We start from the raw sequence: 24,224 nt of genomic DNA, 5'->3' as shown, positions 1-24,224 counted from the left end.
CCTCACGATACTTCAAAACTTGCGCAAGCTTTAAAGTTGCGCCATGGAAACGAATGATGCGACGCCCCGGGAGAGCGCGCTGCTCGTCGGGGGGCCGGCGGACGGGCTGAGGGCGACGGTGGCCAACCGGCCCGCAATGCTCCAGGTGACGTACCCCTGCGTGGTCGGCGAGCCTGACAGCGGGGTGAGGGTTGAGGCGCTCCACGTCTACCGGCTCGTCCCGCCCGTACAGGACGAGTTGCTGCGGTACGGGTACGACCCGGCCAGCCCGTAGCGCGGTGAGCGCGCCGTCAGCTGGTGAAGTCGCGAGGTCCCGAGGCCGGAGGAGTCGAAGGGGCGTCGCCCTGCTGGACACCGTCCGCCTTCATGGCTTTCGTCTCGCTCTTGAGGATCCTCATCGACTTGCCCAGCGCGCGGGCGGTGTCCGGAAGCTTCTTCGATCCGAACAGCAGGATGAAGGCAAGTGCTACGAGCAGCAGGTGCCAGGGGTGCAGAGAGTTCGCGAACATCGCTGCCCCGTCCTTCCTCTCGCTCATTCGCACGGGAACGCTGACGTCGCCGCACCGTCATGATCATTGCTAGATTGCGCAACTGTACAACCTTTGGGTGGGGCCAGTCGTCGTCCCCTCTGTATGGGTCGGGACGAACGAGGGCACACGCATGGCAGGCAGACACCACACCACACACGCGCACCGTAGCGCCGCGCCCAGCCGACGCCGCAAACGCGGGCGCGGCGGACGGCTGCTCGTGGCGGCGCTGGCGCTGCTCGTGCTGGTGACGGCCGGGGTGGGCTGGGTCTACCTGAAGCTGAACGGCGACATCTCCACCTTCGGCGCCGACGGGCTCTCCGACAATCGCCCCGCCGCCACCACGAAGGGACAGAACGTCCTGGTCATCGGCTCGGACGCACGGACCGGCGGGAACGAGGAGTTCGGCGGCGGGGACAAGCACGACATAGGCCGCTCCGACACCGCCTTCCTCCTCCACGTGTACGCGGACCACAAGCACGCCGTCGCGGTGTCCTTCCCCCGCGACACCCTCGTTGACATCCCGCCTTGCCGGCTTCCCGACGGCACGTGGACCAAGCCGCAGAGCAACGTCATGTTCAACTCCGCGTACACCGTGGGCCAGACAGCCCAGGGAAACCCGGCGTGCACCCAGAACACCGTCGAGAAGCTCACCGGACTGCGCGTCGACCACACCGTCGTCGTCGACTTCAAGGGCTTCGCCGCCCTGACGGACGTCGTGGACGGCGTGCGGGTGTGCCTGCCTAACGACGTGTACCAGAAGGACCTCAACCCGAACCGCGCGACCCGGGGCGAGCGCATCTTCGCCAAGGGCGAGCAGACCGTCTCCGGCCAGAAGGCCCTGGACTACGTGCGACTGCGGCACGGCATCGGTGACAGTTCCGACATCGGCCGGATCAAGCGCCAGCAGGCGTTCGTGGCCAGCCTGCTCAAGAAGGTCAAGAGCGACGGACTCACGCCAACCAGGCTGCTGCCGCTCGCGAACGCCGCGACGAAGTCCCTGACCGTGGACCCCGGGCTCGGGTCAGCGGACAAGCTGATCGCCTTCGCGATGTCCCTGAAGGACATCGACCTGCACAACACCAAGTTCATCACCATCCCCTGGCGCTACCAGGGCGCGCGCGTCGCGATCGTCGAACCCGAGGCCGACGCGCTGTGGGCATCGCTCAAGGCGGACCGCACCCTCGACGGCAAGAACGCCAGCGGCAAGAAAGGCGACGACACCGAGGCGGCACCCACGGCCACCCCCACACCGGTCTCCGGACAGGGCATCGCCGTGGCCGTCTACAACGGCACCCGAGCCACCGGCCTGGCCGCTCGTGCCGCCGAGACCCTGAAAGCCGCGCACTTCACCGTCACCGGCACGGCCACGGCCGCCACCCAGAACTACACGGCCACCGTGATCGAATACGGCCCGGGCCAGAAGGACCAGGCCGAGACGGTCGCCCGGCTCTTCGCCACCACGGACCTGCGCTCCGTATCCGCCGCCGGCATCAACGTGATCCTTGGGCGGTCCTACGCGGACAACCCCACCGCCACGCTCTCGAACCCGCCCGGGGCGGTGCCGACCAAGGACACCCGCTCCGCGGACGACGACCCCTGCTCCAATCTCTCGTACGGCTGAGCGATTGCCCTATCGCTGATGAGCGATTACGGAAGGGGCAGCAGGTGGACTGGTTCTGGTGGTTCCTCATCCTGTTCTGGACGGGCGGCTTCGCGTGGGCAGCGGACAACATCCGCACCGCCCTACGAGAGCTGCCGCGTAGAGCGCGAGGACGGTGGCGAGCAGCAGATAGTACAGCGGAGGCAGCGGGGCCATGGCGAGTACCGGCCCGAGAGGGGTCAGGGGCAGTGCGATGCCGATGACCGCGAGAGTGGCGGCCGCGAACCGGACCGGGCCGGAAGGACCGTTCCCGGCTGTTTGCCGGGTGCTGCGCAGCAGGACCATCACCAGGGCCTGGGTGAGGAGGTTCTCGGTGAACCAGCCGGCGTGGAAGGCACCCTCGCCGTCCTGCTCCCCCCTCGTGGTGAGGAGCAGTACGGCGAAGGTTGCCACGTCGGCGGTGGCATTGATCAGTCCGAAGCCGGTGATGGAGCGCAGAAAGCTGCGAGGCCGCAGCAGAGTGGGGTCGCGCAGAGCGTCCTGGGCGGGTCGGCCGTAGGCGAAGGCGAGCTGGGCGACGTCGAAGCACAGGTTCTGCACCAGGACCTGCGCGGGAAGCATCGGCAGAAAGGGCAGCAGGAGCGCCGCGGCGAGCATGGCGAAGACGTTGCCGAGGTTCGACGACAAGGTGATGTGCAGATACGTGGCGATGCCGGCGCCGCTGGACCGGCCGGCGGTGATCGCGTGGTCGACCGCCACGAGGTCCTTCTCCGCAAGGACGGCGTCGGCGGTCTCCCGTACGACGTCGACGGCGTCCTTCGGGCAGATGCCGACGTCGGCCGCCTGCAGGGCGGACACGTCGTTGACGCCGTCGCCGAGGAAACCGGTGACGTGGCCTCCGTCGCGGAGAGCTGTGACGACTCGGGCCTTGTGTTCGGGTGCGCAGCGCGCGAAGACGGTGGTGTGCCGGGCGGCCTCGGCGAGTTCCGTGTCGTCGAGGCGGTCGATGTCCTCGGCGGTGAGCACCCGGCCCGGTTCGAGGCCGAGTTCGCGGCAGACGTGGGCGGCGGTGCCGGGGTGGTCGCCCGTGAGGATTCTGACCGCGACACCACGCTCGGCGAGCGTGCCGAGGGCCGCGGCCGCGGTGGGCGCGAGGGCGTCGCGCAGGACGACGAATCCGAGGAATGTGAGTCCGCGTTCATCGGCCGGGGTGTAGTCGCGGTGGCGGGCGGGACGCTCGGCGAGGGCCACGGCGAGCAGCCGGGCGCCCGTCTCCGCTTCTCGCGCGGCCAGGGCCAGGAGGCGTTCGCGCTCTGCGTCCTCCAGAGCGCACCGCTCGAGTACGTCCTCCACGGCGCCCTTGACGACCAGGGTGTGCCTGCCGAGGCGACCCGGGCAGCGTACGACGGCGGTGGACAGTCGGCGTACCGGGTCGAAGGGCAGCGCAGTCACGCCATCGCAGTCCAGGACCTCGTCCTCGCCGGTGGCGTCCAGGATCGCCTCGTCGAGGGCGTCAGGGGTCGGTAGCTCGGCGAGCTGGAGGGTCCACCAGGCGTTGACCCCGGCCCAGCGCAGCACCTCGGAATTGTTCCGGCTCTGTGCGTCCACGACGCGCTCAACGATGGGCCGGTCCTGGGTGAGGGTGCCGGTCTTGTCCAGGCACAGCACCTCGACGGCGCCGAGGTCGTGCAGCGCTGGCAGGCGTTTGACGATCACCTTGTGGTCGCGGGCGAGCCGACCGGCTCCTCGGGCCAGCACGGTCGTCACCACGACTGGCAGCATCTCCGGGGTCAGCCCGACCGCCACCGCCACAGCGAAGGGAAGCGTCTCCAGGCCACGCCCGTGTAGCGCGGCACCGGCCATGAGTACCAGCGGTGGGGTGAGTAGCATGAACCGGATCAAGGTCCAGGAGATGCCTTGGACCGCCTGGTCGAAGTTGCTGCCCCGGCGCTTCCGGGTCGCCTGATGGGCGGCGGCGTAGCGCGTGCGGGCGCCGGTGGCGACGACGACCGCGGTCGCGCTGCCGTACGCCACGCTGCTGCCCAGGAAACACATGTGTGACTGAGTGAAGGGGCCGAGGTCCGTGCCGCCGGGGGCATCGAGGGGGTACTTGGTCACCGGCGTCGACTCGCCGGTGAGCGTCGCCTCGTGGACGCGCAGACCATTGGCGCGAAGGAGACGTACGTCGGCGGGTACCAGGTCCCCGGGGCCGAGCCGGACGATGTCACCAGGCACTAGTTCGGCGGCTGGAAGCTCCCGGGACCCGACCGGTGCGTCGGGTCCAGGACGGCGCAGTACGGTCGCGGTGGTGGCCACCGACTCACGCAGCGCGGCCATCGCGCGGTCGGCCCGGTGCTCCCCGGACGAGCGCAGGAGGCAGCTGACGGCGACCAGCGAAAGGATCACACCTCCGGTGCCCCAGGCGGCGACGACCACCGACACCAGCCCGAGGCACAGCAACACGGCGGTGAAGGGATCACGCAGGCCGCGCAGAAACCGCCGGGGCCAGGAGACCGTCCGCCAGGCGGGGAGTATGTTTTCTCCGTGACGGGCCAGTCGTCGCTCGGCCTCCGTGTCCGTCAGGCCACGTGGTCCGCTGTCGAGGCGCCGCAGCACTTGCAGCGTGGTGAGTGCGACCGGCGCCCGATCGGTCGGCGCCGGCCTGTCACCGGTGTCCGAGATCCTCGGGTCCGGGGCAGCCGTCTCAGGCACCGAAGCCGCGGTGCCGTGCGACTGCCGGAGCCTGGCTGGCCCGGGCGGTGAGCTGTCCGACCATCACCCGGACCAACGTCACCACGTCGGGGTCACCGACGAAGTAGACCTGCCGCCGTCCTTCACGCCGCGACCGCACCAACCCTGCGAGTTTCAGCTTGGTCAGGTGCTGGCTGACCGCCGGCAGTGCGCCGCCCACTCGTTCCGCGAGCCTGGTCACGTCGCTTTCCCCCTGGGCGAGCGCCCAGACGATGTGCAGCCGTGCGGGGGAGGAGAGCAGCCCGAAGGCGGCCGCGGCCTCCTCGAGAACCCCGGCAGGAGGATCCGCGAACTCGCCCGCGCCTGCCGCCACCGCTGTTCTCCCGTCCTGAGCACGCCTAAGGCTCCCAGTCTAGGGCCCTTCCCGGAGCGGTCCCCCGCTCCTCGCGACGGGCCTCGTTGCCAGGGGCTTCACCATGGTTGACACGGGGGAGACGGTTCAGGCAGCACCGGAGAACCGAGCGGCCTCCGTCAGCGTCGGCGCCGCCCTGTTCGCGGTCATCGTGGCCAGCGGCAGCCTCTCGGCATCGGCTGCCAGCTTCTACGTTCCGCTCACGCTCGGCTGGTTCGTGCTGGTCGAACTCTCGTGTCTGACCGCGATCGTCGCCGGGCCAAGCGCCAGGGACTGCCGGGGCGCTGGTGGGCGCTGGCCGCGATCGTCACCGGCTGGCTGTGCGCGCTCTACGCCCTGCTCGTCATGGTCGCGGCAGTCGGCCCGGTCGTGGGACTGGCCGTGCTCTTCGACCACATGAAGTGAGCCGCGGAGCGACGTCCGCTCACCCGGCCTCTCCCTCGGCAAGGACGACGACCGCGTCCTGCGGTCCGAGGACCAGCCGGGCTGTCTTCGACGGGTTGAGGAAGATCCCGTATGTGGGTGCCTCCTCGCTGTGCCGGGCGAGGCGATAGCCGATCGCCGTCTCGCCCTCGCGCCGCGCCGCCTCCACCACCGTGGCGAAGTTGGCCTCAGCGCCGGGCACGACGTAGTCGGACGCGGGCTTGAGATAGATCTCGGAACCCTCCGGGTTGAACAGATCCGTGAAGACGTCGTACAGGTCGCGGTTCTCGGTCAGCTGGGTGAGCAGCAGACTGATCACCTCGGTGCTGACGATGAAGTCGTCGGCCTTGGTGACCTGGGCAACCTCGCGGTTGGCGTCGTCGTTCATCTCCGTCACGATCGAGTACGGGTCGCCCAGCGCGTCCTCGATGTCGCGCAGGTGGAGCAGCGTCACGAGCGTCCGGTCGTCGGCAGGCCCGGGGGCGACGGTGTCATCCGAGAGAACGACGATGTGCTGATAGCCGCCCAGGTCCAGGCTCTCCAACGAGGATGGGCGGGTCGGCTCGCAGTACTTGTGGCCCACCGTCAGGTTCACCACCGGCTTGGGCTCGTACCACCAGCCCGGCCCATCAGGCAGAGTCGGAACCGCCTGGGCCAGCGCCACTTTGACCGGGAACTCCACACAACGATCTTGCAAGCCGCTGCCTCGGGCGGCGCCCGGGGCAGTCCGGACGGCCTACCAGGGCCTTCTCGGGCGACTATTATCGAACACGTGAGCGAACAACCGGCTCCGCATGTGGCTGTCACCCTCCCCGGGGGACGTACCGTCGCAGGACGCCTCCATGCGCGCCGACAGGACGCCGATGGGCAGTGGGTGTACAAGGTCTCGACCGACGTACCCGCCGCAGCCGTCCTCCCCGTCGACGGCGAAGACTACGACGAGGTAAACCATGGGAACGTTGCAGGGTCAGGTCGCACTCGTGACGGGAGCATCGTCGGGCATCGGCCGGGCCATCGCGACCGCGCTGGCGGCCGAGGGCGTGCAGGTGGTGGCGGGCGCGCGGCGAGCGGAGCGGCTGGCCGAGTTGGTGGCCGAGACGGGCGGCGCCGTCACAGCCGTCGACCTCGATGTCACCGACCGGAGTTCTGTCACGCGCGCGGTCGAAACTGCTGTCGGCGACCACGGCCGACTGGACATCCTGGTGAACAACGCCGGGCTGATGATCACCGCGCCTGTTATGAGGGCCGACCTCGATGACTGGGAGCGGATGGTGCGGACCAACCTCCTGGGGTCGATGTACATGGCGCATGCCTCGCTTCCGCACCTGCTGGAGTCGCGCGGCACGCTGGTGCAGGTGTCGTCGACCTCCGGCCGGGTGGCAAGCCCGACGGCCAGCGCCTATGCGGCGTCGAAGTTCGGGATCGGAGCGTTCGCTGAGGCGCTCCGCCTCGAGGTGACAGCACAGGGCGTTCGTGTCGTCGTTGTCGAACCAGGGTTCACGGCCACGGAACTGACCGACCACGCCGTCGATGCAGAGTCGCGCGAGCTGGCCGCTCAACTCGCGCGTGCCATCAGGACCTTGACTCCCGAGGACATCGCCCGAGCTGCCGTGTTCGCCGTGGGTCAGCCGCGCCACGTGTCGGTCGGAGAGATCCTCGTTCGCCCTTCCGACCTCGCCGCTTGACGTCAAAGAGTCCGCGGATGGCATCAAGCGAGGGCGGAGACCGGCGGCAGGAGAAGGCCTGCCAGGCCGACCTGTCCCGCAATTCCCTGATTCAGGACCTGCTGGATCAAGAGCTGACAACCCGCGAACAGGGCTGTCTTGCACGTGAGGTGGCCCGGTAGCTGGTGGAGCGGTCCCACATCGAGGGATGGGATCTGGTCGGGGGGAACGGGCTGCTCAAGGGTCTGGTGAAGCTGGTCCTCGAAGGCGCCTTCGAGGCGGGGATGAATGATCGCCTCGCACTACGCGATCCCCGCCAGCCGCACTGAGGCTTCCTCAGGGCGGCCAGCGGGGCGTTCAAGCTGTTCCGGCGTGGTGATCGACCTACACGTTGAGGTTGTTCAGATGGCCTCCGGCGAACAGTCGCAGGTCGATCGCGTCCGCCATCGCCCTCATACCTGCGTCGTCAGGATGAATGTGGTCGCCCGAGTCATAGTCGGGGTTGAGGGCGGCAGGGTCGGCCGGGTCACGCATGGCCCGATCGAAGTCGATGACTCCGTCGAAGGCTCCGCTGGTGCGGATCCAGTGGTTGACGGTCTGGCGGATGGCTTCGGCAGCGGGCGAGTAGTAGCCGTTGCCCTTAATGGGCATGAGCGTCGCTCCGACGACGCGGACACGTATGGCATGCGCCTTGTCGATCAAGGTGCGATAGCCGTTGATCAGGGCGTTGGCCGTGAGAGGACCGCCATCGGGGCCGGCGTTGTTGCCGATGTCGTTGATGCCCTCGAAGAGAATCACGTCCGTCACGGCGGGTTGGCCGAGCGCATCGTGCTCGAACCGTTTCAGTGCGCTGACGCCCTGCCACAGGTTGGGCACATCGGTGAGCACCCGGTTTCCGCCGATGCCGGCGTTGACGACACTCCTCTTGTGCCGGACCGGCTTGTCTGCGAGGCGGCGGGCGAGGAAGTCCGGCCACCGGCTGTAGGTGCCGGTCGTGGAGTGATAGCCGTCGGTGATGGAGTCGCCGAAGGCGACGACGGTGCCGTGGGCCGTCGTCGCTTCGACGTCGAGACCGGCAAGGTAGTACCAGGAGGTCGTCGTGGTGGTGAAGGCAGCGGAGCCATCGTCGTCCGTGTGGTCGCCCGCGGCGATGTACGTCGTATCGAAGGCATCCGAGTGCCAGGTCGAGGTCCCGGTCCGGTCTGGGACGTAGAGGCTGACGAGCAGGTTCTGTCCTGCCCTGACCGCGATCGGGACGATGTCGCTGATCGCCTCCTCACCGCCGGGAATGGTCTCTCGCTGCGATCCGCCGAAGCTGACCCTTCGTGTGGTGCCTGGCTCGGCCTCCCCGCCGTTTGACTGCATTGCCACGGTCGCGGAGGCGACCTGCAGCGGGAGAGGGCTGTAGCGATTGGAGAGGGTGATCCGTGCGCGTGAGCCCGCGACACTGCTGTGCACCACCATGCGGATGGTCTGGTTCTCGAAGGACGGGCCGCCCGTCGTCATGCTCGGCGACCAGGCGCTCACGCGAGTACCTGTGGCGGGCGTCCCCGTGTGCGCCTCAGCATGGGCGGCGCCCACGGGGACGCAGCTCAGGACGAGCATCACCAGCGCTCCGAGGAACGACGGAACCCGTCTCCCCTGTCGGCGGCCTCTCACAGCAACTCCATGGACTGGCCCGGGACCAGGGTGACCGTGCGGCTGCGGCCGCCCCACGTCACCGTGGTCGTGCGGCCGCCGACGCTGTGCAGCGTCGCCCCTCGTACGCGCCCACGCTCCCACGTCACATCAACGGTGAATCCGCCGCGCGCGCCTGCGCCCTTGAGCGTGCCGGATGCGGCCCAGGCGTCGGGCAGGGCGGGCAGGAGTTCGATGTGGCCGGGGCGGGAGTATACGAGCATTTCCAGCATCGCTGCGGGCGTGCCGAGGTTGGCGTCGATCTGGAAGATGGCGCGCGTGTCCGACACGCGGTACATGTCGAAGAAGTTCATCGCCGTGCCGGTGTCGCCGCCTGCCCAGGGCCGCAGGTTGGTCAGGAGCAGTTGGTAGGCCTTGTCCGCGTTCTTCAGGCGTGCCCAGCAGGCGGCCCGCCAGGCGCATGCCCAGCCGTAACTCTCCATTCCGCGGGCGGCCAGGAGTGCGGTGGCGCCCTTGAGTGTGGCGGCGTCGTCCGCATCCGGGCGGATCCGGTCGCCGGGGAAGAGGTTGATCAGCGGGGAGAGGTGGCGGTGGGTGGTCTCACCGAGGTTGTCCTCGCTCATCCACTCCTCGAGCCAGCCGGTCTTCGGGCTGACCTCGGGCAGGTAGAGGCGCTCTCTCAACTTGCTGACGGTGGCGGCGTGTTCGAGATCCCTGTCGAGGGTGCGGCATGCTTCCTCGTAGTGGCCGAAGAGTGACCACAGAAGTTCCTGCGTGTAGGTGATGCCGCGGGCGTCCTGCGGTCCGTGCTCGGGTGACCAGTCGTGGTCGTCGATCAGGACCTCCTGTCCGTCGACCGTGGTGGTGATCAGACGTGCTTCCCAGAACTCGCAGGCGCCTTTGAGCAGTGGGTGGATGCGCGCCAGGTACGCGGTGTCCTGGGTGAATTCGTAGTGCTCGAAGAGTGACTCGCACAGCCAGGCGTTTCCGGCAGGATGCCACCACCAGCCGAGTCCGCCGTAAGGGTTGGTGGAGAAGGCCACGGTCCAGCCCGCCACTTTGCCCGAGGTGTTGCGGTAGCGGTTTCGGGAGTCCTGGAACTGTTGCTGCGTGACCCTGCTCCAGGCGGGCAGCTGGGCGAGGCAGTACTCCGCGAAGGCCGGGAACGTCTCCCCGATGCCGGCGCGGTCGGACAGCCAGTAGTTCATCTGGATGTTGACGTCGGTGTGGTAGTCGCCCATCCAGTCCGGGGTGTTGCCCTCGAGCCACAGACCTTGCAGTCCCATGGGGAGTCCGTCGCGGGAGCCGCAGATGGTGAGGTAGCGGCCGAACTGCAGGTAGCTCGCCTCCAGTTCAGGGTCCGCGGTGGTATCGGCGGCGCGCGCCTTGAGTCGGGTCCAGGTGTCCATCCTGCGCTGCTTGGCGCTGGAGGGGCCGAGGTCGAGGGTGAGCCGGTCGTAGCGGGAGCGGTAGTCGGCGACGTGGGTGTCGAGCAGGACGGCTCCCGAGACCAGCGCGGCAGCACGGGCCTTGTCCTCGGCCAGCGCCAGCGGGTCGGCGGCCGGGTCGCGGTAGCCGTGGGCGTGGTCGGGTGCGTAGTCGGTTCCGCCGCTGATCACGATGACGACTTCGGTGCACTCCGTGAACGTGACGCGGGAGCCCTTCGCCGCGACCACTCCGCCATCGGCGGCGGCGGTCACTGCGGCGGCGTAGCGCAGTCCGTTGGTGAGCGTTGCGCTGAAGGCGGCGAGTTGGCGACCGGGGTCGGCGACGGTGGTTTCGCCGTGCGTGCCGGACAGGACGATCGCGCCGGTGAGCGTGCCTCCGCCGCTCTGCCGCAGCCGGATGACGATCGTGTCGTCGGCGGCGGAGGCGAACATCTCGCGAATGTAGCGGATCTTGTTCTTGGTGTAGGTGGTGGTGACCAGACCGTTGCTGAGATCGAGTGTGCGGCGGTAGCTGTCGACCGCGGTGCGTTCGTGGCCCGGCAGGCTGAGGGTGAGGCGGGCGAGGAGGGTGAAGCTTCCGAAGTCTTCGCGTCCGTAGGGAAATTGTCCGTCGGCGTCGAGGGCGGTGTTGGCGCCGCCGGTCCACAGCGAGGCGTCGGTGACGTGCAGGATCTCGTGGGCGGGGTCGCCGCCGACGAGGGCGCCGATGCGGCCGTTGCCCAGCGGCAGGCCCTGTTCGATGAGGAGGTCCTCGTCGGCGGGCTCGGGGTACCACAGGGTGCTCGCCGTGCCGGCGGGCACCAGCGGACTGGCGGAGGGGCGGCTCGGTGCGGCGTGGGCGGTGAACGTGGGCAGTGCGGCCTGGGCGGCGATGGCTGCGCCCAGGCCAAGGATGGTGCGGCGGGACGGTGCGGTGCTCATGCGGCGGGTCCTTCCGTGCGGCGGCAGGGGCCTGCCCGGCCGGCGAGTGCCGGGGCAGGCCCCGGGGAAGACGGGGCGCGTCCTTGGCTACGACAGCTTGATCAGCCGGGATCCGTGGGCCGCGACGGACGATGCCGTCCAGGAACGCTTGGCGGTGCCGAGGTCCTTGCGGGCCGCCACGTCACGGAGCTTCTGAGGACCGCGCAGACCGAGCTCCTTGAAGGTGACGCTGATGTCGGCGGCTTCGGAGCCGAGGTTGTAGACCGCCAGGTAGGTGTCGTCACCGACGCGCTTGGTCCACACCTGGGTGTCACCGGAGCGGACCTGCCGGGGCAGTACGGCCGCCTGGTCGACGGCGATGACTTCGGGGTTGGTGAGGATGGCCTTGGCCTTGTCGTCGAGGAAGTAGATGTCGCCACCGACGTACAGCGGGGACGAGGCCATGGACCAGAACGTCATGACGGTCTGCCGTTCCACGTCATCGATGCCGTCCTGGAGCCCGCTGCCGCTGTTGTTGTTGATCGGCATGGCATCGAGGTCGGCGAAGTAGTGCGGGGCCTGCACCTTGTTCAGCCACTTCGGCAGGTCGCTGAAGCGGTCGTCGACGGAACTGGTCCAGGTGGAGGTGGTCTCGCAGTAGCACTCGATGTCGGTGTCGATGCGGACTCCGTTGGCGTGCGGCTTGAGACCGTCGGCGGCTTCGATGTCGACGGGCCAGGCACTGGCGGACAGCCACATCTTGCGGCCGCTGTGGTCGATGGCGGTCGACCAGGCCTTGATGTCCTCGACGTTGTCCTTGGTCACACCGTCGATCTTGATGAAGTCGACGCCCCACGCGGCGTAGCGGGCGACAATGGAGTCGAAGTACGCCTGGGCGCAGGGGTTGCTGTAGTCGATCTTCCAGTTGCCGCCCCACTTGTTGCTCGGGGTCAGCGGCTTGGCTGCGATGTCCTGCGCGGTGCAGTCGGTGCCGAGGATCGGTGCGTCCTTGTCGTACACCTCCTTCTCCAGACCGGCGGCGCCGTACAGGCCGAGCTTCAGGCCCTTGCCATGGACGTAGTCGGACACCGAGGCCATGCCGCTGGGGAAGCGTTCCTTGTCGGCGTCGGGTATTCCGTTGGCGTCGGTGTGGAAGTTCCAGTCGTAGTCGAAGTTCCAGCCGGCGTCGATGTTGAGGTACTTGTAGCCCGCCGAGGCCAGCTTGCCGCTGAGCGCGTCGGCAGCGTTCTTGATGTTGCCTTCGTTGAGCCAGCGGGTGCCGTAGCCATCGCGTGAGGACGACTCCACGCTCCAGCTGCTCCATCCCATGAACGGCTTGATGTACGGCGTCTTGGCCTGGGCGGTGCCGGAGGAGAGGCCGAGGGCGAGGGGCAGCGTGGCCGCGGCGATGAAGGCGGCATGACGGGTCGTTCTGCGCATGGAAGTACCTCCAGGATGGGTGGGGGCTACTACTTGAGGCCGGACATCGCGATGCCCTGGACGATGTGGCGCTGGGCGATGAGGAACATCACGACGAGCGGCAGGATGGCGACGACCGTGCCCGCGAAGAGCTCGGGCAGGTTGACGGTCTGGGAGGTCAGAAAGCTGGACAGGGCGATCTGTACGGTCCAGCTGCCGGGGTCCTGGCCGATCATCAGCGGCCACAGGAAGGAGTTCCACGCCTCGATGAAGGACAGTGCCCCGAGCGACGCGATCATCGTGATCGAGTTGGGCAGGATGATCCGCCGGTAGACACCGAGGTAGCTGAGGCCGTCGAGCCGGCCCGCCTCCTCGATCTCCGCGGGGAAGGACACGTAGAAGCTGCGGAAGAGGATGACGGCGAAGGCGTTGAACAGGCCGGGGGCGATCAGGCCCCACATGGTGTTCACGCCGCCCATGGATCCGACGACCATGAAGGTCGGCAGGAAGGTCACCGCCTGCGGGATCATCAGCGTGACGACGATCAGCGAGAGCACCACCGCCCGGCCGGGCACGTCGATACGGGCGAGTGCGTAGCCGGCCATGGATGCGAGCAGCGTGCTGAGCGGTGCCGTGATGACGGCGATGAGCAGCGAGTTCAGGAGCGACTGTCCGAAGGGGCGCTCCGGATTGTCGAACAGGGAGCTGAAGTTCTCCCAGTTCAGTGCCGAGGGAAGCCAGTGCCAGTCGGTGGCCGTGACCTCCGGTGTGGTCATGAAGGCGTTGCGCAGCAGTACATAGAACGGGATGAGGAAGACCACGGCGAGCAGGCAGAGCACCAGGTATGTGGCGATGGATCCGGCGATGCGGCCTCGGTATCGGTTCATGGTTCAGTCCTTGTCGCGGGCGAACCCGAGGATCCGGCCCTGGAGCAGCGTGACGAGCACGATCAGCAGGGTCAGGACGAAGGCGCCGGCCGACCCCACCCCGTAGTCCTGGTCCTGCAGGGCCACGCCGTACAGGTGCATCAGCGGAGTGCGTACCGGCTCGCTGCCGAGGGACGCGCCGGTGGAGAAGATGGCGTAGAACTCGTCGAAGGCCTGCAGCGCCGCGATGAGCATGAGGAGCAGGATCGCGACCGAGGTGTTGCGCAGCATGGGGAAGGTGATGCTGCGGAAGGTCCGCCAGGGTCCGGCCCCGTCCAGTTGCGCGGCCTCGTAGAGATGGTCAGGGATCGCCTGCAGTCCCGCGATGAAGAGGATCATGTAGAGGCCCACCTGCAGCCACAGCCGCAGGGTGACGAGCACGATCCAGTACAGAGGCGGACTCTGTGTCTGGATCCACGGCGTCGCGTCGCCTCCGAACAGGGACCCGATGGTGTTGGCGAGTCCGGACGGCACCCCGCTGAACAGCGCCATCTTCCAGATCATGGCTGCCGCGACATAGCTGACGGCGGCGGGCAGCAGGAACGCCGTGCGGAAGAAGGCTCGTCCGCGGCGGACGCGGTTGACGAGCACGGCAAGGCCCAGGGAGGCCGCGAACGTGAGGGGCACGATGAGCGCCGTGAACAGAACGATCATGGTGAGGGAGTCGCGGAACCGCTCGTCGCTCAGTAGTTGTTGATAGTTGTCGAGGCCGACCCAGTTGCCGAGGGCGATGCTGCGGCGTGCCTCGCTGAAGCTGAGCAGAAAGCTCCAGCCGATTGCTACGTAGCGGAAGACTCCCAGCCCTATGAGCATCGGGGCGGTGAGAACGGCGAAGGCAAAGAGCTTCGTCTGTCGCTCGGTGAGCCGCCGGCGGCGCGGCGCCGTGGCGGGCGCCGGCCGGGCGGCACTCTTGCGCAAGGGCTCGGTGCCGGTGGCGGTCATGTGGCTCAGCCCATCTGCTTGTCGAGGTGGGACTGGGCCTTGCCCTGCGCCTTCTTGAGAGTGCTCTCCGCGGGCGAACCCTTGGCGATGTCGGCGGCCGCGGCGATGAAGCCGGTCTGCATGGCCTGGGTCCATCCGGAGGGGAAGGAGACACCGTTGTCGGCCGCGATGGCGACCGCGTCCTTGGCTGCGCCCTTGCTCAGCTCCGGGGTCTTCGCCGCGACCGCGGTCTGCGGCGGGACATGGAAGCCGTACTTGACGGCCCAGTCGATCTGGATGTCGCTCTGCTTGATCCAGAGCCACTGCAGGTACTTCTTGGCCTCCTCCTTGTGCTTGCTCTTCGCATGCACGGCCTGCGTCCAGCCCCCGAGACGGGCCACCGGCTTGCCGTCCTTGTCGTACGCGGGCCAGGGCACGACTCCGAAGTCGTCACCTAGGGCCTTCTCGATCACGGGAAGAGCCCAGAGGCCGCACCACTGCATGGCGGCCGCGCCCTGCGTGAACGCGCCTGCGTCGTACCAGTCCGTGGTGAAGCCGAGCAGGAGGGACTTGTCGGCGTGCAGGTCCCGCAGGCCGCCGATGGAGCCGGCGGCGTCGGCGTAGACGACCTTGTCGCCGTCGATCAGATCGGCGCCCTGCGACCATGCGAGCAGATAGGGGCTGTCGCCGATGCCGTCGTTGCCGATGAACAGGCCCTTGGCATCACCGTCTGTCAGCTTCTTCGCAGCGTCGACGAGTTCGGCGAACGTGGTGGGCGGGGTGATGCCCGCCTTCATCAGCAGTGACTTGCGGTAGTACAGGACCATGACGTCGTCGATCGTCTTGATCCCGTAGAGCTTGCCGTCGACCGTCAGATAGTCGATGTCCGCCTTGTTGAAGCCGTCCTTCGCGGAGCCATAGATGTCGTCGAGGGGTTCGAGCTGTCCCTTGCGGGCCATCTCGGCGCGGAAGTCGCCCAGTTCGAAGATGTCGGGTGCATCGTCGCCGAGGAGTGCGGCGTTCAGCTTGGTCTCGTACTGGGAGACGTCGGCGCCCCACACGACGTTGATCGCGACGCCGGGGTTGGCCTTGGTGTACTGCTCGGCGTAGCGCTTGACGGCGGCCTGCGTCCCCTCTTCGCCGTACTGGTGGTACCACTGCGTGAGGGTGACCTTCGCGCCGTTGGCCGCGGCGGTGCCCTGCGGATTGCTGGAACAGGCCACCACGGCACCGGCGACGAAGAGCACGGACGTGCCGAGGAAGCCTCGGCGGGACAGGGCAGGGCTTATGGGCATGGCGGGGTCCTTCCGGATGCGGCAGGTACGGCAAGGCGTGTGAGGTGCTGGGATCACGGGCGTACGGGCACGGAGGCCCGCCCGCCAGGTATCGGCTGCCGGGTTCAGCCGGCGAAGAGCGACTGGACGCTGACGGCGGCCGCGCCGCGCGCCCACTCCTCCCACGGCAGCGGACGTATGACGAGCGGGCAGCGGGCCGCCGCGCCGAAGGCCTGTCGGGTGAAGGCAGTGCGGATCTGGTCCTCGAAGAGGTCGTAGGCCGCGAGACCTTCGCCTGTGACGACGACACGTTCGGGTCCGACCAGATTGACCATGGCGGCGAGGCCGAGACCGATCGCCTGACCGGCCTCCGCGAAGACGGCACGGACGGCTGTGTCGCCGCTGTGAGCACGATCGATCGCCCCGGCCATGTCGAGCGCGGGGTCGCTCGCCGCCTCACGTGCCCGGGTCACGATGGCCGCTTCGGAGGCGATGGCTTCCACGCAGCCGCGCGCTCCGCAGTGGCAGTCCGGTCCCTCACCCGCAGCCACGGGAATGTGCCCGATCTCGCCGGCCACCCCGAAGCCGCCCGCCACCAGCCGGCCGCCCACAACGAGCCCACAGCCGATTCCCACGCCGACCGTGGCAAGGGCGAACGAGTCGGCGCCCACGCCCTCCCCGAACCACTGCTCGGCGACGGTCAGGGCCTTGACGTCGTTCTCGATGGTGACGGTCAATCCCGTGGCCTGGCCGACCAGTTCGGCCAGTGGGACGTCGCGCCAGCCCAGGAAGGGCGAGTAGCGAACGCGTCCGCCCGAGCGGTCGACGTCACCTGACACCGACACGCCGATGTGGTGCGTACGCTGCGCGAGCCCGGAGGTCAGTTCGGACACGAGGGCGGAGATGTCCTCGACAACCTGCTCGACGGCGCGCCCGGTGACGGGCCTCCGGTGGGCGGACCGCACCTCGGCCTTCAAGTCGGTCACGACACCGATGAGTTCATCGGCGGTGACCTTCACCCCGACGAAGAACTCCCGGTCGGCGCATACCGCGAGCGGGTGCGCCGGCCGGCCGGCCCCTTCGACGGTCCGCTCGACCTGGGGCAGTTCTTCCAGATAGCCGGCTTCGATCATCGGCTTGGCCGCTTTGGTGACGGCGGCCGAGGACAGTCCGGTGATCCGGGCGATCTCCGGGCGAGCGACCGGTCCTCGAGTGAGCACGGTGGTGAAGACCAGGTTCGCCGCAGGAGACGCGAGCAGCACCGCTCGGTTCAGCAACATGAGGGAAACGTAGGGGCAATAATTTCCTTCGTCAATATTTAAATTCAGCGAGTTGCCGCCTAGGCTCCGGGCCATGTCACGGATCTTCTTCGACGCCGCCAGCCACACACTCCTGCTCACGACCCCGGCCACGTCCTACGCGCTGCGGATCGATGCCGAGGGAGCACCGCGGCACCTGCACTGGGGGGCACCACTCACCGTCGAACAGGCCGCGGCACTTCCCACCTACGATGGCCTCACCAGCAGCTTCGCCTCAACGAGCGGCGAGGAGATCAACGTCGAAGGCGGGCCACGATTCGGCGTCCCGTCCCTGCTCGTGCGGTACGCGAACGGTGCTCGTGGAGTGGAGTGGCACTACGAGGGCCACGAGATCACCGACGGCAGCGAGCTGCACATCCATCTTCGGGACCAGCACTACCCGCTGGGCTGCACGCTGCACTATGCCGTGCACGACGACAGCGACATCATCGAACGCTCGCTGACAGTGCGGCACTTGGGAACAGCCGACGAGGACGGTCCGATCGAGATGCTGCGCTGCGACGCCGCCGTGTGGTCCATACCCTCGAGGTCGGGCACACGCATGACGCATACGGTCGGCCAGTGGACCGGTGAGACACAGCTCCGGCGCACCGAAGCCCCCTATGCCGAGACCACGTTCACCAGTCGGCGCGGGGTGTCGGGGCACTTCGGCAATCCCTGGCTGATGGTGGACGCGGGGGACGCGACCGAGACACACGGCGACGTGTGGAGCACCGTCCTGGCCTGGTCAGGGAGTTGGCGTATCACCGCACACCGCGATCACACCGGCGGCCCCTTCACCGTGGCAGGTGGCGGCGGCCACGACGGCATCAGCCGGCGCATCCAGCCCGGCGAGAGTCACCGAACACCCGTCTTCGCCGGCCAGTTCAGCCAAGGAGGCTTCGGCGCCGCCAGCCGCGGCTGGCACGCCTACATCGCCAACCACGTCCTGCCGCACCCCGACGAACCACGCCCCGTCATCTACAACAGCTGGGAGGCAACCGGCTGGCACGTCACACCCCACGGCCAGCGCGCCCTGGCCGACCGCGCCGCCGACCTGGGTGTCGAACTCTTCGTCGTCGACGACGGCTGGTTCGGACAGCGGACCAACGACCGGGCCGGCCTGGGCGACTGGCACCCCAACCCCGAGCACTTCCCCGACGGACTCGGCCCCCTCGTCGACCACGTCCGCAGGCTCGACATGGGCTTCGGCCTGTGGGTCGAACCCGAAATGACCAACCCCGACAGCGACCTCTACCGCCGGCACCCCGACTGGGTGCTGCACATGCCCCACCGCCGCCGCACCGAACTCCGCCACCAGCTCGTGCTCAACTTCGCCCGCGAAGACGTCACCGAGTGGGCCTACAAATGGCTCGACCGACTGGTGGCACAGCACACGATCGACTACCTGAAGTGGGACATGAACCGCGCGTTCACCGAGGCCGGATGGCCCGGACATCCAGACGGCGAGCACCTGTGGACCGACCACACACGAGGCGTGTACGCAGTGATCGACCGCCTGCGCCACGCCCACCCCGGCCTCCGAATCGAAGGCTGCGCGGGCGGCGGCGGCCGCGCCGACCTCGGCATGCTGGCCCGCACGGACCAGACCTGGATCTCCGACAACACCGACGCCGTCGACCGCATCACCATCCAGCACGGCTACAGCCAGATCTACCCCGCCCGCACCATGTCGGCCTGGGTCACCGACAGCCCGAACCCGCACACCGGACGCACCACCCCACTCCCCTACCGCTTCCACATCGCAATGACCGGGGCACTCGGCATCGGAGGCGACCTCTCACACTGGTCTCAACCCGAACTCGACGAAGCCCGCGAACTGGTGGCCCTCTACAAGTCGATCCGCCCCGTGGTGCAGTTCGGCCGGCAGTACCGGCTCGAGGACGCAGTCCAGTACATGGCGGACGACCGCCTCGTCGTCATCGCCTGGGGCCACGACCGCGACCTGCCACTGAACGGCCTCTCCCTCGACGATGTGTACGTCGACGAACTCACCGGAGCAGAGCAACACGCCGCCAACCTCCTCACCCGCGGACTACCCCTGCATCTGGGCGGGGGCGACCGGCCCAGTGCGGTGGTTCGGTTGACGAAGCAGTGACAGTGACCGTACCCGTCCGACGCTGAGACTCAGCAGCTGGACTTCGACTACGTCCTGGCGGCGGACGCTGGAGACGACGTCGACGGCGGAGACTTCAAGGGCGCGGTGTTCTCCGGCGGCACGGTCGACTTCGGCGGCGGGGTCTCCTTCTACGGGGCGGAGTTTTCCGGCGGCGCGGTCGACTTCGGCAGCACGGGTGGTGCCATGCCGTCCGGTCTGGCTGCGGCGGCCAGCCTGTCTCACTCGGCAGGATTGACCTTGCCTCAGGCGTGGCGCCCGCCGACGCCCTGATGGGCACACAAGTCCCTCACGGTTGGCGCACGATCTGACACGGTTGCCTCCTGCCCTGAAGTCGCCCCGAGCGCAGGCCCGACACACCGGACCGGCGGGACTGGCAGGGCGACGTCCCATGGGTCACCGCATCCGGGTCACGGTCAGCGTCCCGTGCCGGCCTGACCCGGCCAGCACCTCAACCACCAGATCCGTCTCCACCCGCGTGTACACCTCGCCCCCCGCCTGCCGCTCCCCCACCACCACCGCACCGCCCAACGCCTCACCGATCCGCACAGCAAGGACCGGCGTCAGCCTCGCCGACACACGGGCGGAGCCGCCCTCGTCGCCGACCGCAGTGCATCCACGGTGTCCGCGTGGCGTACCTTCATCCATCCGCGGCGCCCCGCCGGATAGCCGGCGTCGCCCCGCTTCGCGACGATCCCCTCGATCCCCTGCGCCCGCAGGGCGTCGTACCAGACGGTTGCCACCTCCCGGTCCTCGGTCGCGGGCACAGCCTGGATCGGCGGCCCGACATCGGCCAGTAGCTCGATCAGGTAGGCGCGGCACGTCGTGTACGGGCGGCTCCGGCAGTCCCCGATCGCCGGGTCCGGGTGTTTGGCTTCGTTCACTTCAAGCAGCAGCGTTTGTCTGCCGGTTTGGGCAGCAATTGGTGATCTTGACGCCCCTGGATGTTCATGAGAAGTGACGTCAGGGTGCCCACATTGCCGGGTGTCGGAAAGCAGTCGCGCAGGCCGTCTGCCATGCCCGGCAGGTGAGGGGCCGCGTTCGGGCGGTCATCATGTGGGCCGGGGGGCCTGGCGTTGTGGGGTCCGCCCGGGAGTGAGAGAGGAAGGCGAGGTGCTCGGGACCGTGACTGAGGTGTTCGACAGGGCCTTGGACGTGCTCAACGTGGCTTTGGGGCTGGGCTGCGTGTGGTTGGGATGGCGAGCCGTGCTCCGGCCGCGTCAGGCGCCGATTCTCCAGGGACGACCTGTCTGGGTGGTCCGCGCCTGGGGGCTCGGCTTTGTGGTGCTGGGGATCTCCCTGACCATCAAGTCGGTGACCCTGATGGCCGGCGGGGAGCCGGGCTGGCCAGTCGACGTGATCCGCTGGGTTGCCACACCGCTCGTGGTCGGCTCGATCCTGGCGGCGTTCCTGTCCCGGCGGTGGGAGCGCCGTCGGGCCCGGGCCATGAATGAGGGGCGGCAGGCGTGAACCGGGCTGTCCCCTGGAGTGAGGCGGCGCTCGTGGCCGTTGCCTGCTGGGCGGTCAGCGGTCTGGGATACGGCGTGCTCGCTGCCCTCGACGAGCCGCAACTGTCCGTTGCGCCCCTCATAGGCATGGGGCTCGTCCAGTGGTTCTGGGCGCGCCACCGCTTTTGGCTGGCCGCGGTCGCGGCGGGCCTCGCGGGGGCTGTCGTGCTGTTCGCTCTCGTCGACGTCCTGCGTCCGGGTCTGGGCCGCTACGTCGCGGACGCGCTGGCCACGGGGGCCGCGGCGGCGGTCGCCTTGGCCGTCTTCACCCTGGTCGGCCGCGGAGCGGGACGCCATCGTGACGCAGCACGCTGACCAGTTCGTGGGCCGCCGCCTCATCCTGCAAACCAAGCCGAGTACGGTCCGGCGGCAAACGTCCAACACTGCGTGCGAGGGCTGCCCAGGCAAGGACCCCAGTGACTTCAAAACGAAAACTCGTGAACATTGACTAACCGTGGCAGGCGTACGAGGCGGGATGCCGGGCGGCAAGGGTACTTGCCCGGGTGACCGATGACGCGGCCCGTGACTGCGCCGCGGCGAAGTCGAGCCGGTCGTCCCGCCAGATCACCGCCTCACCGTCCAGCACGGTGCCCGGTCGCAGGGCCATGGCGGCGACGGCCAGGTCCATCCAGTGCTGCGTGACGACCCTTCCCGACCGGGCGTACAGGATCACGGTGTCGTCGGTGCGGTGCAGCACGGTCCGGTGACCATCGAATTTGGGCTCGTACCACCAGCCCGGCCCGTCAGGCAGGGTCGGAACCGCCTGGGCCAGCGCAACTTTGACCGGGAACTCCACACAACGATCTTGCAAGCCTGTGCCTCGGGCGGCGCCCGGGGCGGTCCGGACGGCCTACCAGGGCCTTCGGGTGTGCGTGCGCCCGCCTTGCGCCTCCTGTGCCATGGCTCGGTGGTTGTCACCGACCGCGCCGCATAGGCTGCGCAGGAACCAGGCCGGAGCAGCCGGACTGTCACCAGAAAGGCGCTGTAGTTGTCACACGCAGCCGATCGCCAGCCATCACTGGATGGCAATGTGACTCGCGACGACCTCATCGCCATGCTCCGCGAACAGACCCCGGCATGCGGACCTGCACGCGCAGCCTTGATCGCCGGGGCTGACTTCGTCGTCTGGGACGGCCTGGTCCCGGCCAACAGGCACGCGGGCGTCTTCCGGCGCCGAATGCACCATTCCTTGAGACGTGGCCGCACGATCGAGGGTCTGGCCGACAGCGTCGACATCCTTCTGCGAGCCGGGGAAGAGCCGCTTCGTAACGGATGCATCGACGCGGTGGACAGGTCGTCATGGTTCCTGATCTTCCTGAACTCCACGGCGACAGAAGTGATGGCCTGCTGCGGCGGACGCCGGCCCATCGCCTCTCCAGAGTCGGCCGACGCCCCCGAGTGACGACAAGCCTGCATTTGTGACAACTACCGTGCTTCGGTGACCTCTTGCAGCGAAGTTTGAGCGATTGTCGTTGAACCTTGAGTGACCTGCGTCACTGTACCGAGTCACGATAGTTGGCATCGCCCTCGCTCATCTATGCCAAGGTTCGAGGGTGGATATGACCGACGTCACGCGTGCGATCGCGGCTGCGACTTCGGTCGCCGCATCGCTCGGCCTGCCGGCCGACGATGCAATCGTTCTCCACAACTCGAACAAGATGGCACTGCGGCTGACGCCGTGCGACGTCTTTGCCCGGGTCGCCCCTGTGGGACAAGAGGTTGCACAGTTCGAAGTCGATCTCGCTCAGCGGCTCACCGAGGTCGGATGCCCGATGTGTCCCTTGGAGCCTCGGGCGGACCCGCGTGTGTACACGCGCGATGGCTTCGCAGTGACGCTGTGGACCTACTACGAGCCCGTGACACCTCACACCTCACCAGTCGGCTACGCCAAGGCGCTGGAGCAGCTGCACGCCGGCATGCGCAAGGTCGATGTGCCGAGCCCGAGGTTCACGGACCGGATCACGGAGGCGGAAGAGGTTGTCGCCGACCCGGATCGCTCGCCGGAGCTCACCGACGCGGACCGCGTGTTCCTCAGCGGCAGGCTGGCAAGCCTGCGACGAGCGATCGACGACCGCGGCGCCGTGGAGCAGCTGCTCCACGGCGAGCCGCATCCGGGCAATGTGCTCAGCACGAAGAACGGCCCGTTATTCATCGACCTTGAGACGTGCTGCCGTGGACCCGTCGAGTTCGATCTCGCCCATGTTCCCGAGGCGGTCTGCGAGTACTACCCAAGCGTTGACCAAGGGCTGCTGGACGAGTGTCGGCAGCTCGTTATCGCGATGGTCGCCGCGTGGCGTTGGGAGCTCGGCGACCAGTTTCCGGATGGGAGGCGATTCGGAGAGGAATTCCTGCGCTTGCTGCGCGAGGGTCCTCCTTGGCCGACACTCGACACAGTGACCAGGCGACTGGATGGTCTGTAGAAATCGCCGAAGGTCACGTGAAAGCGGCAAGGAACCGAGCGGCGAGACTGTCGCCGTTGCAACCCCGTACGCGCCGGCGTCACTGCCGCGCTGGACCATGGCGCCGGTGCCAACAAACGTGGCAATTCATTACAGATGCCAAGAATCTTGGCCAGACGGTGCCAACTATCGTGGCTCGGCACAGTCACTTGCCGAGATCGGGTTGGGCTTTCCCTCGTTCCACCCGGATGCTCCACCCAGTACCCAACGCCGTACGGCGCCGCTGACCGCCATCGAAGAAGTCCAGATCGAAGGCGCTAAGCACAGGATCGCCGTACGCGCGTACTGGTTCCCCCACCGTTTCCCCAGCAAGTCAGATCTCAACGATCACTCAACCTTCGATGGGAAAACCTAGCGGTCACCAGTCTTCGGTGACAATGCTCAATCTTCATTGCAAGAGGTCATTCGGCTCACCCTCTCGGGGGCGTGCGGCGCGTCATTCACATCCAATATTCGAACAGACGGACCATTAAGGCGTGCCCGCGTACGACTTTCCCGAAGACCTCCGCGCAGCCCAGCTCGCGCTCCACCAGACCCGCACCGCATACGAGGAGTACGCCGCCATCTTGCCGTGGTCGGCGGAACCCATGCCCGGCTGGGAGAGCGAAAAGCAGCTCCACACCACCTACCAGTCCGGGAAGCCGGACAGCCCCGGGTACGGGGAGGACGGGCTCCTGGCCTGACAGCAGCCGGATCCCGTGCCCGCCGTCCGGCGTCTCGGCCCCTGCCGCCCTGCACTCCTACCTTGGAAGCCAGCCGCAAGGTACGGCCGGGGCAGCATGATGATGCGGCGTGGGCAAGAGCAGCCAGAGAGTCGGCACCGGAATTACTGGTGGTTTCAGAATGAGCTGCAAGGGCTTGGGTGCTGACGCGGCCTGAAGTGAGTGCGTTGTGGCAAAGGGAGTCCCTGTTCGATGAGCAGGGGCTTCTTCGTGTGCGGGGCGTGATCGTGGAGGGGTAGGGGCAGGCAGGAGAC

General features: G+C 68.0%; 26 protein-coding genes. 12 read left to right on the top strand and 14 right to left on the bottom strand.

The features are described 5' to 3' along the window. Positions 1–43: 43 nt before the first annotated feature. Entirely contained in the window at positions 44–274 is a 231-nt protein-coding gene (locus ACFU6I_RS36040; protein ID WP_384374807.1) for a hypothetical protein, read from the top strand. Between the two features lie 16 nt (positions 275–290). Here the strand turns inward: ACFU6I_RS36040 and tatA are convergent, their stop codons facing one another. After that, positions 291–509 carry a Sec-independent protein translocase subunit TatA gene (tatA, locus tag ACFU6I_RS36035; RefSeq protein ID WP_384374804.1) on the bottom strand — a complete coding sequence of 73 codons (219 nt, stop codon included), beginning with the start codon at positions 507–509 and terminating at the stop codon, positions 291–293. Between the two features lie 151 nt (positions 510–660). Here tatA and ACFU6I_RS36030 point away from each other — a divergent pair, with 151 nt between their 5' ends. After that, positions 661–2,151, top strand: coding sequence for an LCP family protein (locus ACFU6I_RS36030; RefSeq protein WP_384374801.1), 1,491 nt, complete (start codon positions 661–663; stop codon positions 2,149–2,151). 66 nt (positions 2,152–2,217) lie between these two features. Here the strand turns inward: ACFU6I_RS36030 and mgtA are convergent, their stop codons facing one another. Next, complete coding sequence (mgtA, locus tag ACFU6I_RS36025) at positions 2,218–4,842, bottom strand: magnesium-translocating P-type ATPase (protein ID WP_384374798.1); 2,625 nt, start codon at positions 4,840–4,842, stop codon at positions 2,218–2,220. Beyond that, positions 4,835–5,194: an ArsR/SmtB family transcription factor gene (locus ACFU6I_RS36020; protein WP_384374795.1), complete on the bottom strand. Its 360-nt coding sequence runs from the start codon at positions 5,192–5,194 to the stop codon at positions 4,835–4,837. The genes mgtA and ACFU6I_RS36020 overlap by 8 nt, the downstream gene beginning before the upstream one ends. Positions 5,195–5,467: 273 nt before the next feature. Here ACFU6I_RS36020 and ACFU6I_RS36015 point away from each other — a divergent pair, with 273 nt between their 5' ends. Then, positions 5,468–5,638 (top strand): hypothetical protein, encoded by a 171-nt coding sequence (locus tag ACFU6I_RS36015; protein WP_384374792.1) that lies wholly within the window; start codon positions 5,468–5,470, stop codon positions 5,636–5,638. A 19-nt stretch (positions 5,639–5,657) separates the two neighbouring features. Here the strand turns inward: ACFU6I_RS36015 and ACFU6I_RS36010 are convergent, their stop codons facing one another. Then, a complete protein-coding gene (locus ACFU6I_RS36010; protein WP_384374790.1) occupies positions 5,658–6,338 on the bottom strand; it encodes a hypothetical protein in 681 nt (226 codons plus the stop codon). A gap of 268 nt (positions 6,339–6,606) precedes the next feature. On the opposite strand from ACFU6I_RS36010, the gene ACFU6I_RS36005 reads away from it, so the two are divergent. The 3 genes from ACFU6I_RS36005 to ACFU6I_RS35995 are packed head-to-tail and all read left to right on the top strand — an operon-like array spanning position 6,607 to position 7,649. Beyond that, entirely contained in the window at positions 6,607–7,341 is a 735-nt protein-coding gene (locus ACFU6I_RS36005) for an SDR family oxidoreductase (RefSeq protein WP_384374787.1), read from the top strand. A 17-nt stretch (positions 7,342–7,358) separates the two neighbouring features. Beyond that, the gene (locus ACFU6I_RS36000; RefSeq protein ID WP_384374784.1) at positions 7,359–7,502 is read left to right on the top strand and encodes a hypothetical protein; all 144 of its coding nucleotides are present in this window, start codon (positions 7,359–7,361) and stop codon (positions 7,500–7,502) included. A gap of 3 nt (positions 7,503–7,505) precedes the next feature. Then, on the top strand, positions 7,506–7,649 hold the full coding sequence (locus ACFU6I_RS35995; protein WP_384374781.1) for a hypothetical protein: 144 nt from the start codon (positions 7,506–7,508) through the stop codon (positions 7,647–7,649). Between the two features lie 55 nt (positions 7,650–7,704). On the opposite strand, the gene ACFU6I_RS35990 is transcribed toward ACFU6I_RS35995, so the two are convergent. From ACFU6I_RS35990 to ACFU6I_RS35960, 7 genes are all read right to left on the bottom strand, one after another. After that, positions 7,705–8,847, bottom strand: coding sequence for an SGNH/GDSL hydrolase family protein (locus ACFU6I_RS35990; protein WP_384374778.1), 1,143 nt, complete (start codon positions 8,845–8,847; stop codon positions 7,705–7,707). A gap of 128 nt (positions 8,848–8,975) precedes the next feature. Continuing rightward, positions 8,976–11,327 carry a glycoside hydrolase N-terminal domain-containing protein gene (locus ACFU6I_RS35985; RefSeq protein WP_384374775.1) on the bottom strand — a complete coding sequence of 784 codons (2,352 nt, stop codon included), beginning with the start codon at positions 11,325–11,327 and terminating at the stop codon, positions 8,976–8,978. An 87-nt stretch (positions 11,328–11,414) separates the two neighbouring features. After that, positions 11,415–12,746 carry a glycoside hydrolase family 27 protein gene (locus ACFU6I_RS35980; protein ID WP_384374772.1) on the bottom strand — a complete coding sequence of 444 codons (1,332 nt, stop codon included), beginning with the start codon at positions 12,744–12,746 and terminating at the stop codon, positions 11,415–11,417. Positions 12,747–12,775: 29 nt separating this feature from the next. Continuing rightward, positions 12,776–13,612: a carbohydrate ABC transporter permease gene (locus ACFU6I_RS35975; protein WP_384374769.1), complete on the bottom strand. Its 837-nt coding sequence runs from the start codon at positions 13,610–13,612 to the stop codon at positions 12,776–12,778. A 3-nt stretch (positions 13,613–13,615) separates the two neighbouring features. After that, a complete protein-coding gene (locus ACFU6I_RS35970) occupies positions 13,616–14,593 on the bottom strand; it encodes a carbohydrate ABC transporter permease (RefSeq protein ID WP_384374766.1) in 978 nt (325 codons plus the stop codon). A 5-nt stretch (positions 14,594–14,598) separates the two neighbouring features. Next, positions 14,599–15,867: an ABC transporter substrate-binding protein gene (locus ACFU6I_RS35965; RefSeq protein WP_384374762.1), complete on the bottom strand. Its 1,269-nt coding sequence runs from the start codon at positions 15,865–15,867 to the stop codon at positions 14,599–14,601. Between the two features lie 104 nt (positions 15,868–15,971). Beyond that, positions 15,972–17,234 carry an ROK family protein gene (locus ACFU6I_RS35960; RefSeq protein ID WP_384374759.1) on the bottom strand — a complete coding sequence of 421 codons (1,263 nt, stop codon included), beginning with the start codon at positions 17,232–17,234 and terminating at the stop codon, positions 15,972–15,974. Here ACFU6I_RS35960 and ACFU6I_RS35955 point away from each other — a divergent pair. Next, the gene (locus ACFU6I_RS35955) at positions 17,200–19,263 is read left to right on the top strand and encodes an alpha-galactosidase (RefSeq protein ID WP_384374756.1); all 2,064 of its coding nucleotides are present in this window, start codon (positions 17,200–17,202) and stop codon (positions 19,261–19,263) included. The two genes, ACFU6I_RS35960 and ACFU6I_RS35955, sit on opposite strands and share 35 nt — an antisense overlap. Before the next feature lie 414 nt (positions 19,264–19,677). Here ACFU6I_RS35955 and ACFU6I_RS35950 read toward each other — a convergent pair whose 3' ends face one another. Continuing rightward, on the bottom strand, positions 19,678–19,860 hold the full coding sequence (locus tag ACFU6I_RS35950) for a hypothetical protein (protein WP_384374753.1): 183 nt from the start codon (positions 19,858–19,860) through the stop codon (positions 19,678–19,680). Continuing rightward, a complete protein-coding gene (locus ACFU6I_RS35945; RefSeq protein ID WP_384374750.1) occupies positions 19,845–20,165 on the bottom strand; it encodes a hypothetical protein in 321 nt (106 codons plus the stop codon). Before ACFU6I_RS35945 ends, ACFU6I_RS35950 begins: the two co-directional genes overlap by 16 nt. 241 nt (positions 20,166–20,406) lie before the next feature. Between ACFU6I_RS35945 and ACFU6I_RS35940 the strand changes: the two genes are divergently transcribed. Both ACFU6I_RS35940 and ACFU6I_RS35935 read left to right on the top strand, forming a co-directional pair. Beyond that, a complete protein-coding gene (locus tag ACFU6I_RS35940) occupies positions 20,407–20,751 on the top strand; it encodes a hypothetical protein (RefSeq protein ID WP_384374747.1) in 345 nt (114 codons plus the stop codon). Further along, positions 20,748–21,104: a hypothetical protein gene (locus tag ACFU6I_RS35935; protein ID WP_384374744.1), complete on the top strand. Its 357-nt coding sequence runs from the start codon at positions 20,748–20,750 to the stop codon at positions 21,102–21,104. The genes ACFU6I_RS35940 and ACFU6I_RS35935 overlap by 4 nt, the downstream gene beginning before the upstream one ends. A 133-nt stretch (positions 21,105–21,237) precedes the next feature. Here ACFU6I_RS35935 and ACFU6I_RS35930 read toward each other — a convergent pair whose 3' ends face one another. Then, positions 21,238–21,585 (bottom strand): hypothetical protein, encoded by a 348-nt coding sequence (locus ACFU6I_RS35930; RefSeq protein ID WP_384374741.1) that lies wholly within the window; start codon positions 21,583–21,585, stop codon positions 21,238–21,240. Positions 21,586–21,819: 234 nt separating this feature from the next. Here ACFU6I_RS35930 and ACFU6I_RS35925 point away from each other — a divergent pair, with 234 nt between their 5' ends. The 3 genes from ACFU6I_RS35925 (at position 21,820) to ACFU6I_RS35915 (ending at position 23,931) form a co-directional block, all read left to right on the top strand. Beyond that, positions 21,820–22,191: a hypothetical protein gene (locus tag ACFU6I_RS35925; RefSeq protein WP_384374738.1), complete on the top strand. Its 372-nt coding sequence runs from the start codon at positions 21,820–21,822 to the stop codon at positions 22,189–22,191. 157 nt (positions 22,192–22,348) lie between these two features. Continuing rightward, on the top strand, positions 22,349–23,209 hold the full coding sequence (locus ACFU6I_RS35920; RefSeq protein WP_384374734.1) for a phosphotransferase: 861 nt from the start codon (positions 22,349–22,351) through the stop codon (positions 23,207–23,209). A gap of 515 nt (positions 23,210–23,724) precedes the next feature. Next, positions 23,725–23,931 carry a hypothetical protein gene (locus ACFU6I_RS35915; protein ID WP_384374731.1) on the top strand — a complete coding sequence of 69 codons (207 nt, stop codon included), beginning with the start codon at positions 23,725–23,727 and terminating at the stop codon, positions 23,929–23,931. The last annotated feature ends 293 nt before the right edge of the window (positions 23,932–24,224 follow it).

The organism is Streptomyces sp. NPDC057486 (assembly GCF_042802415.1).
GTDB classification, from domain to species: Bacteria; Actinomycetota; Actinomycetes; order Streptomycetales; family Streptomycetaceae; genus Streptomyces; species Streptomyces yanii.
This window is presented reverse-complemented; position numbering and strand designations above follow the sequence as displayed.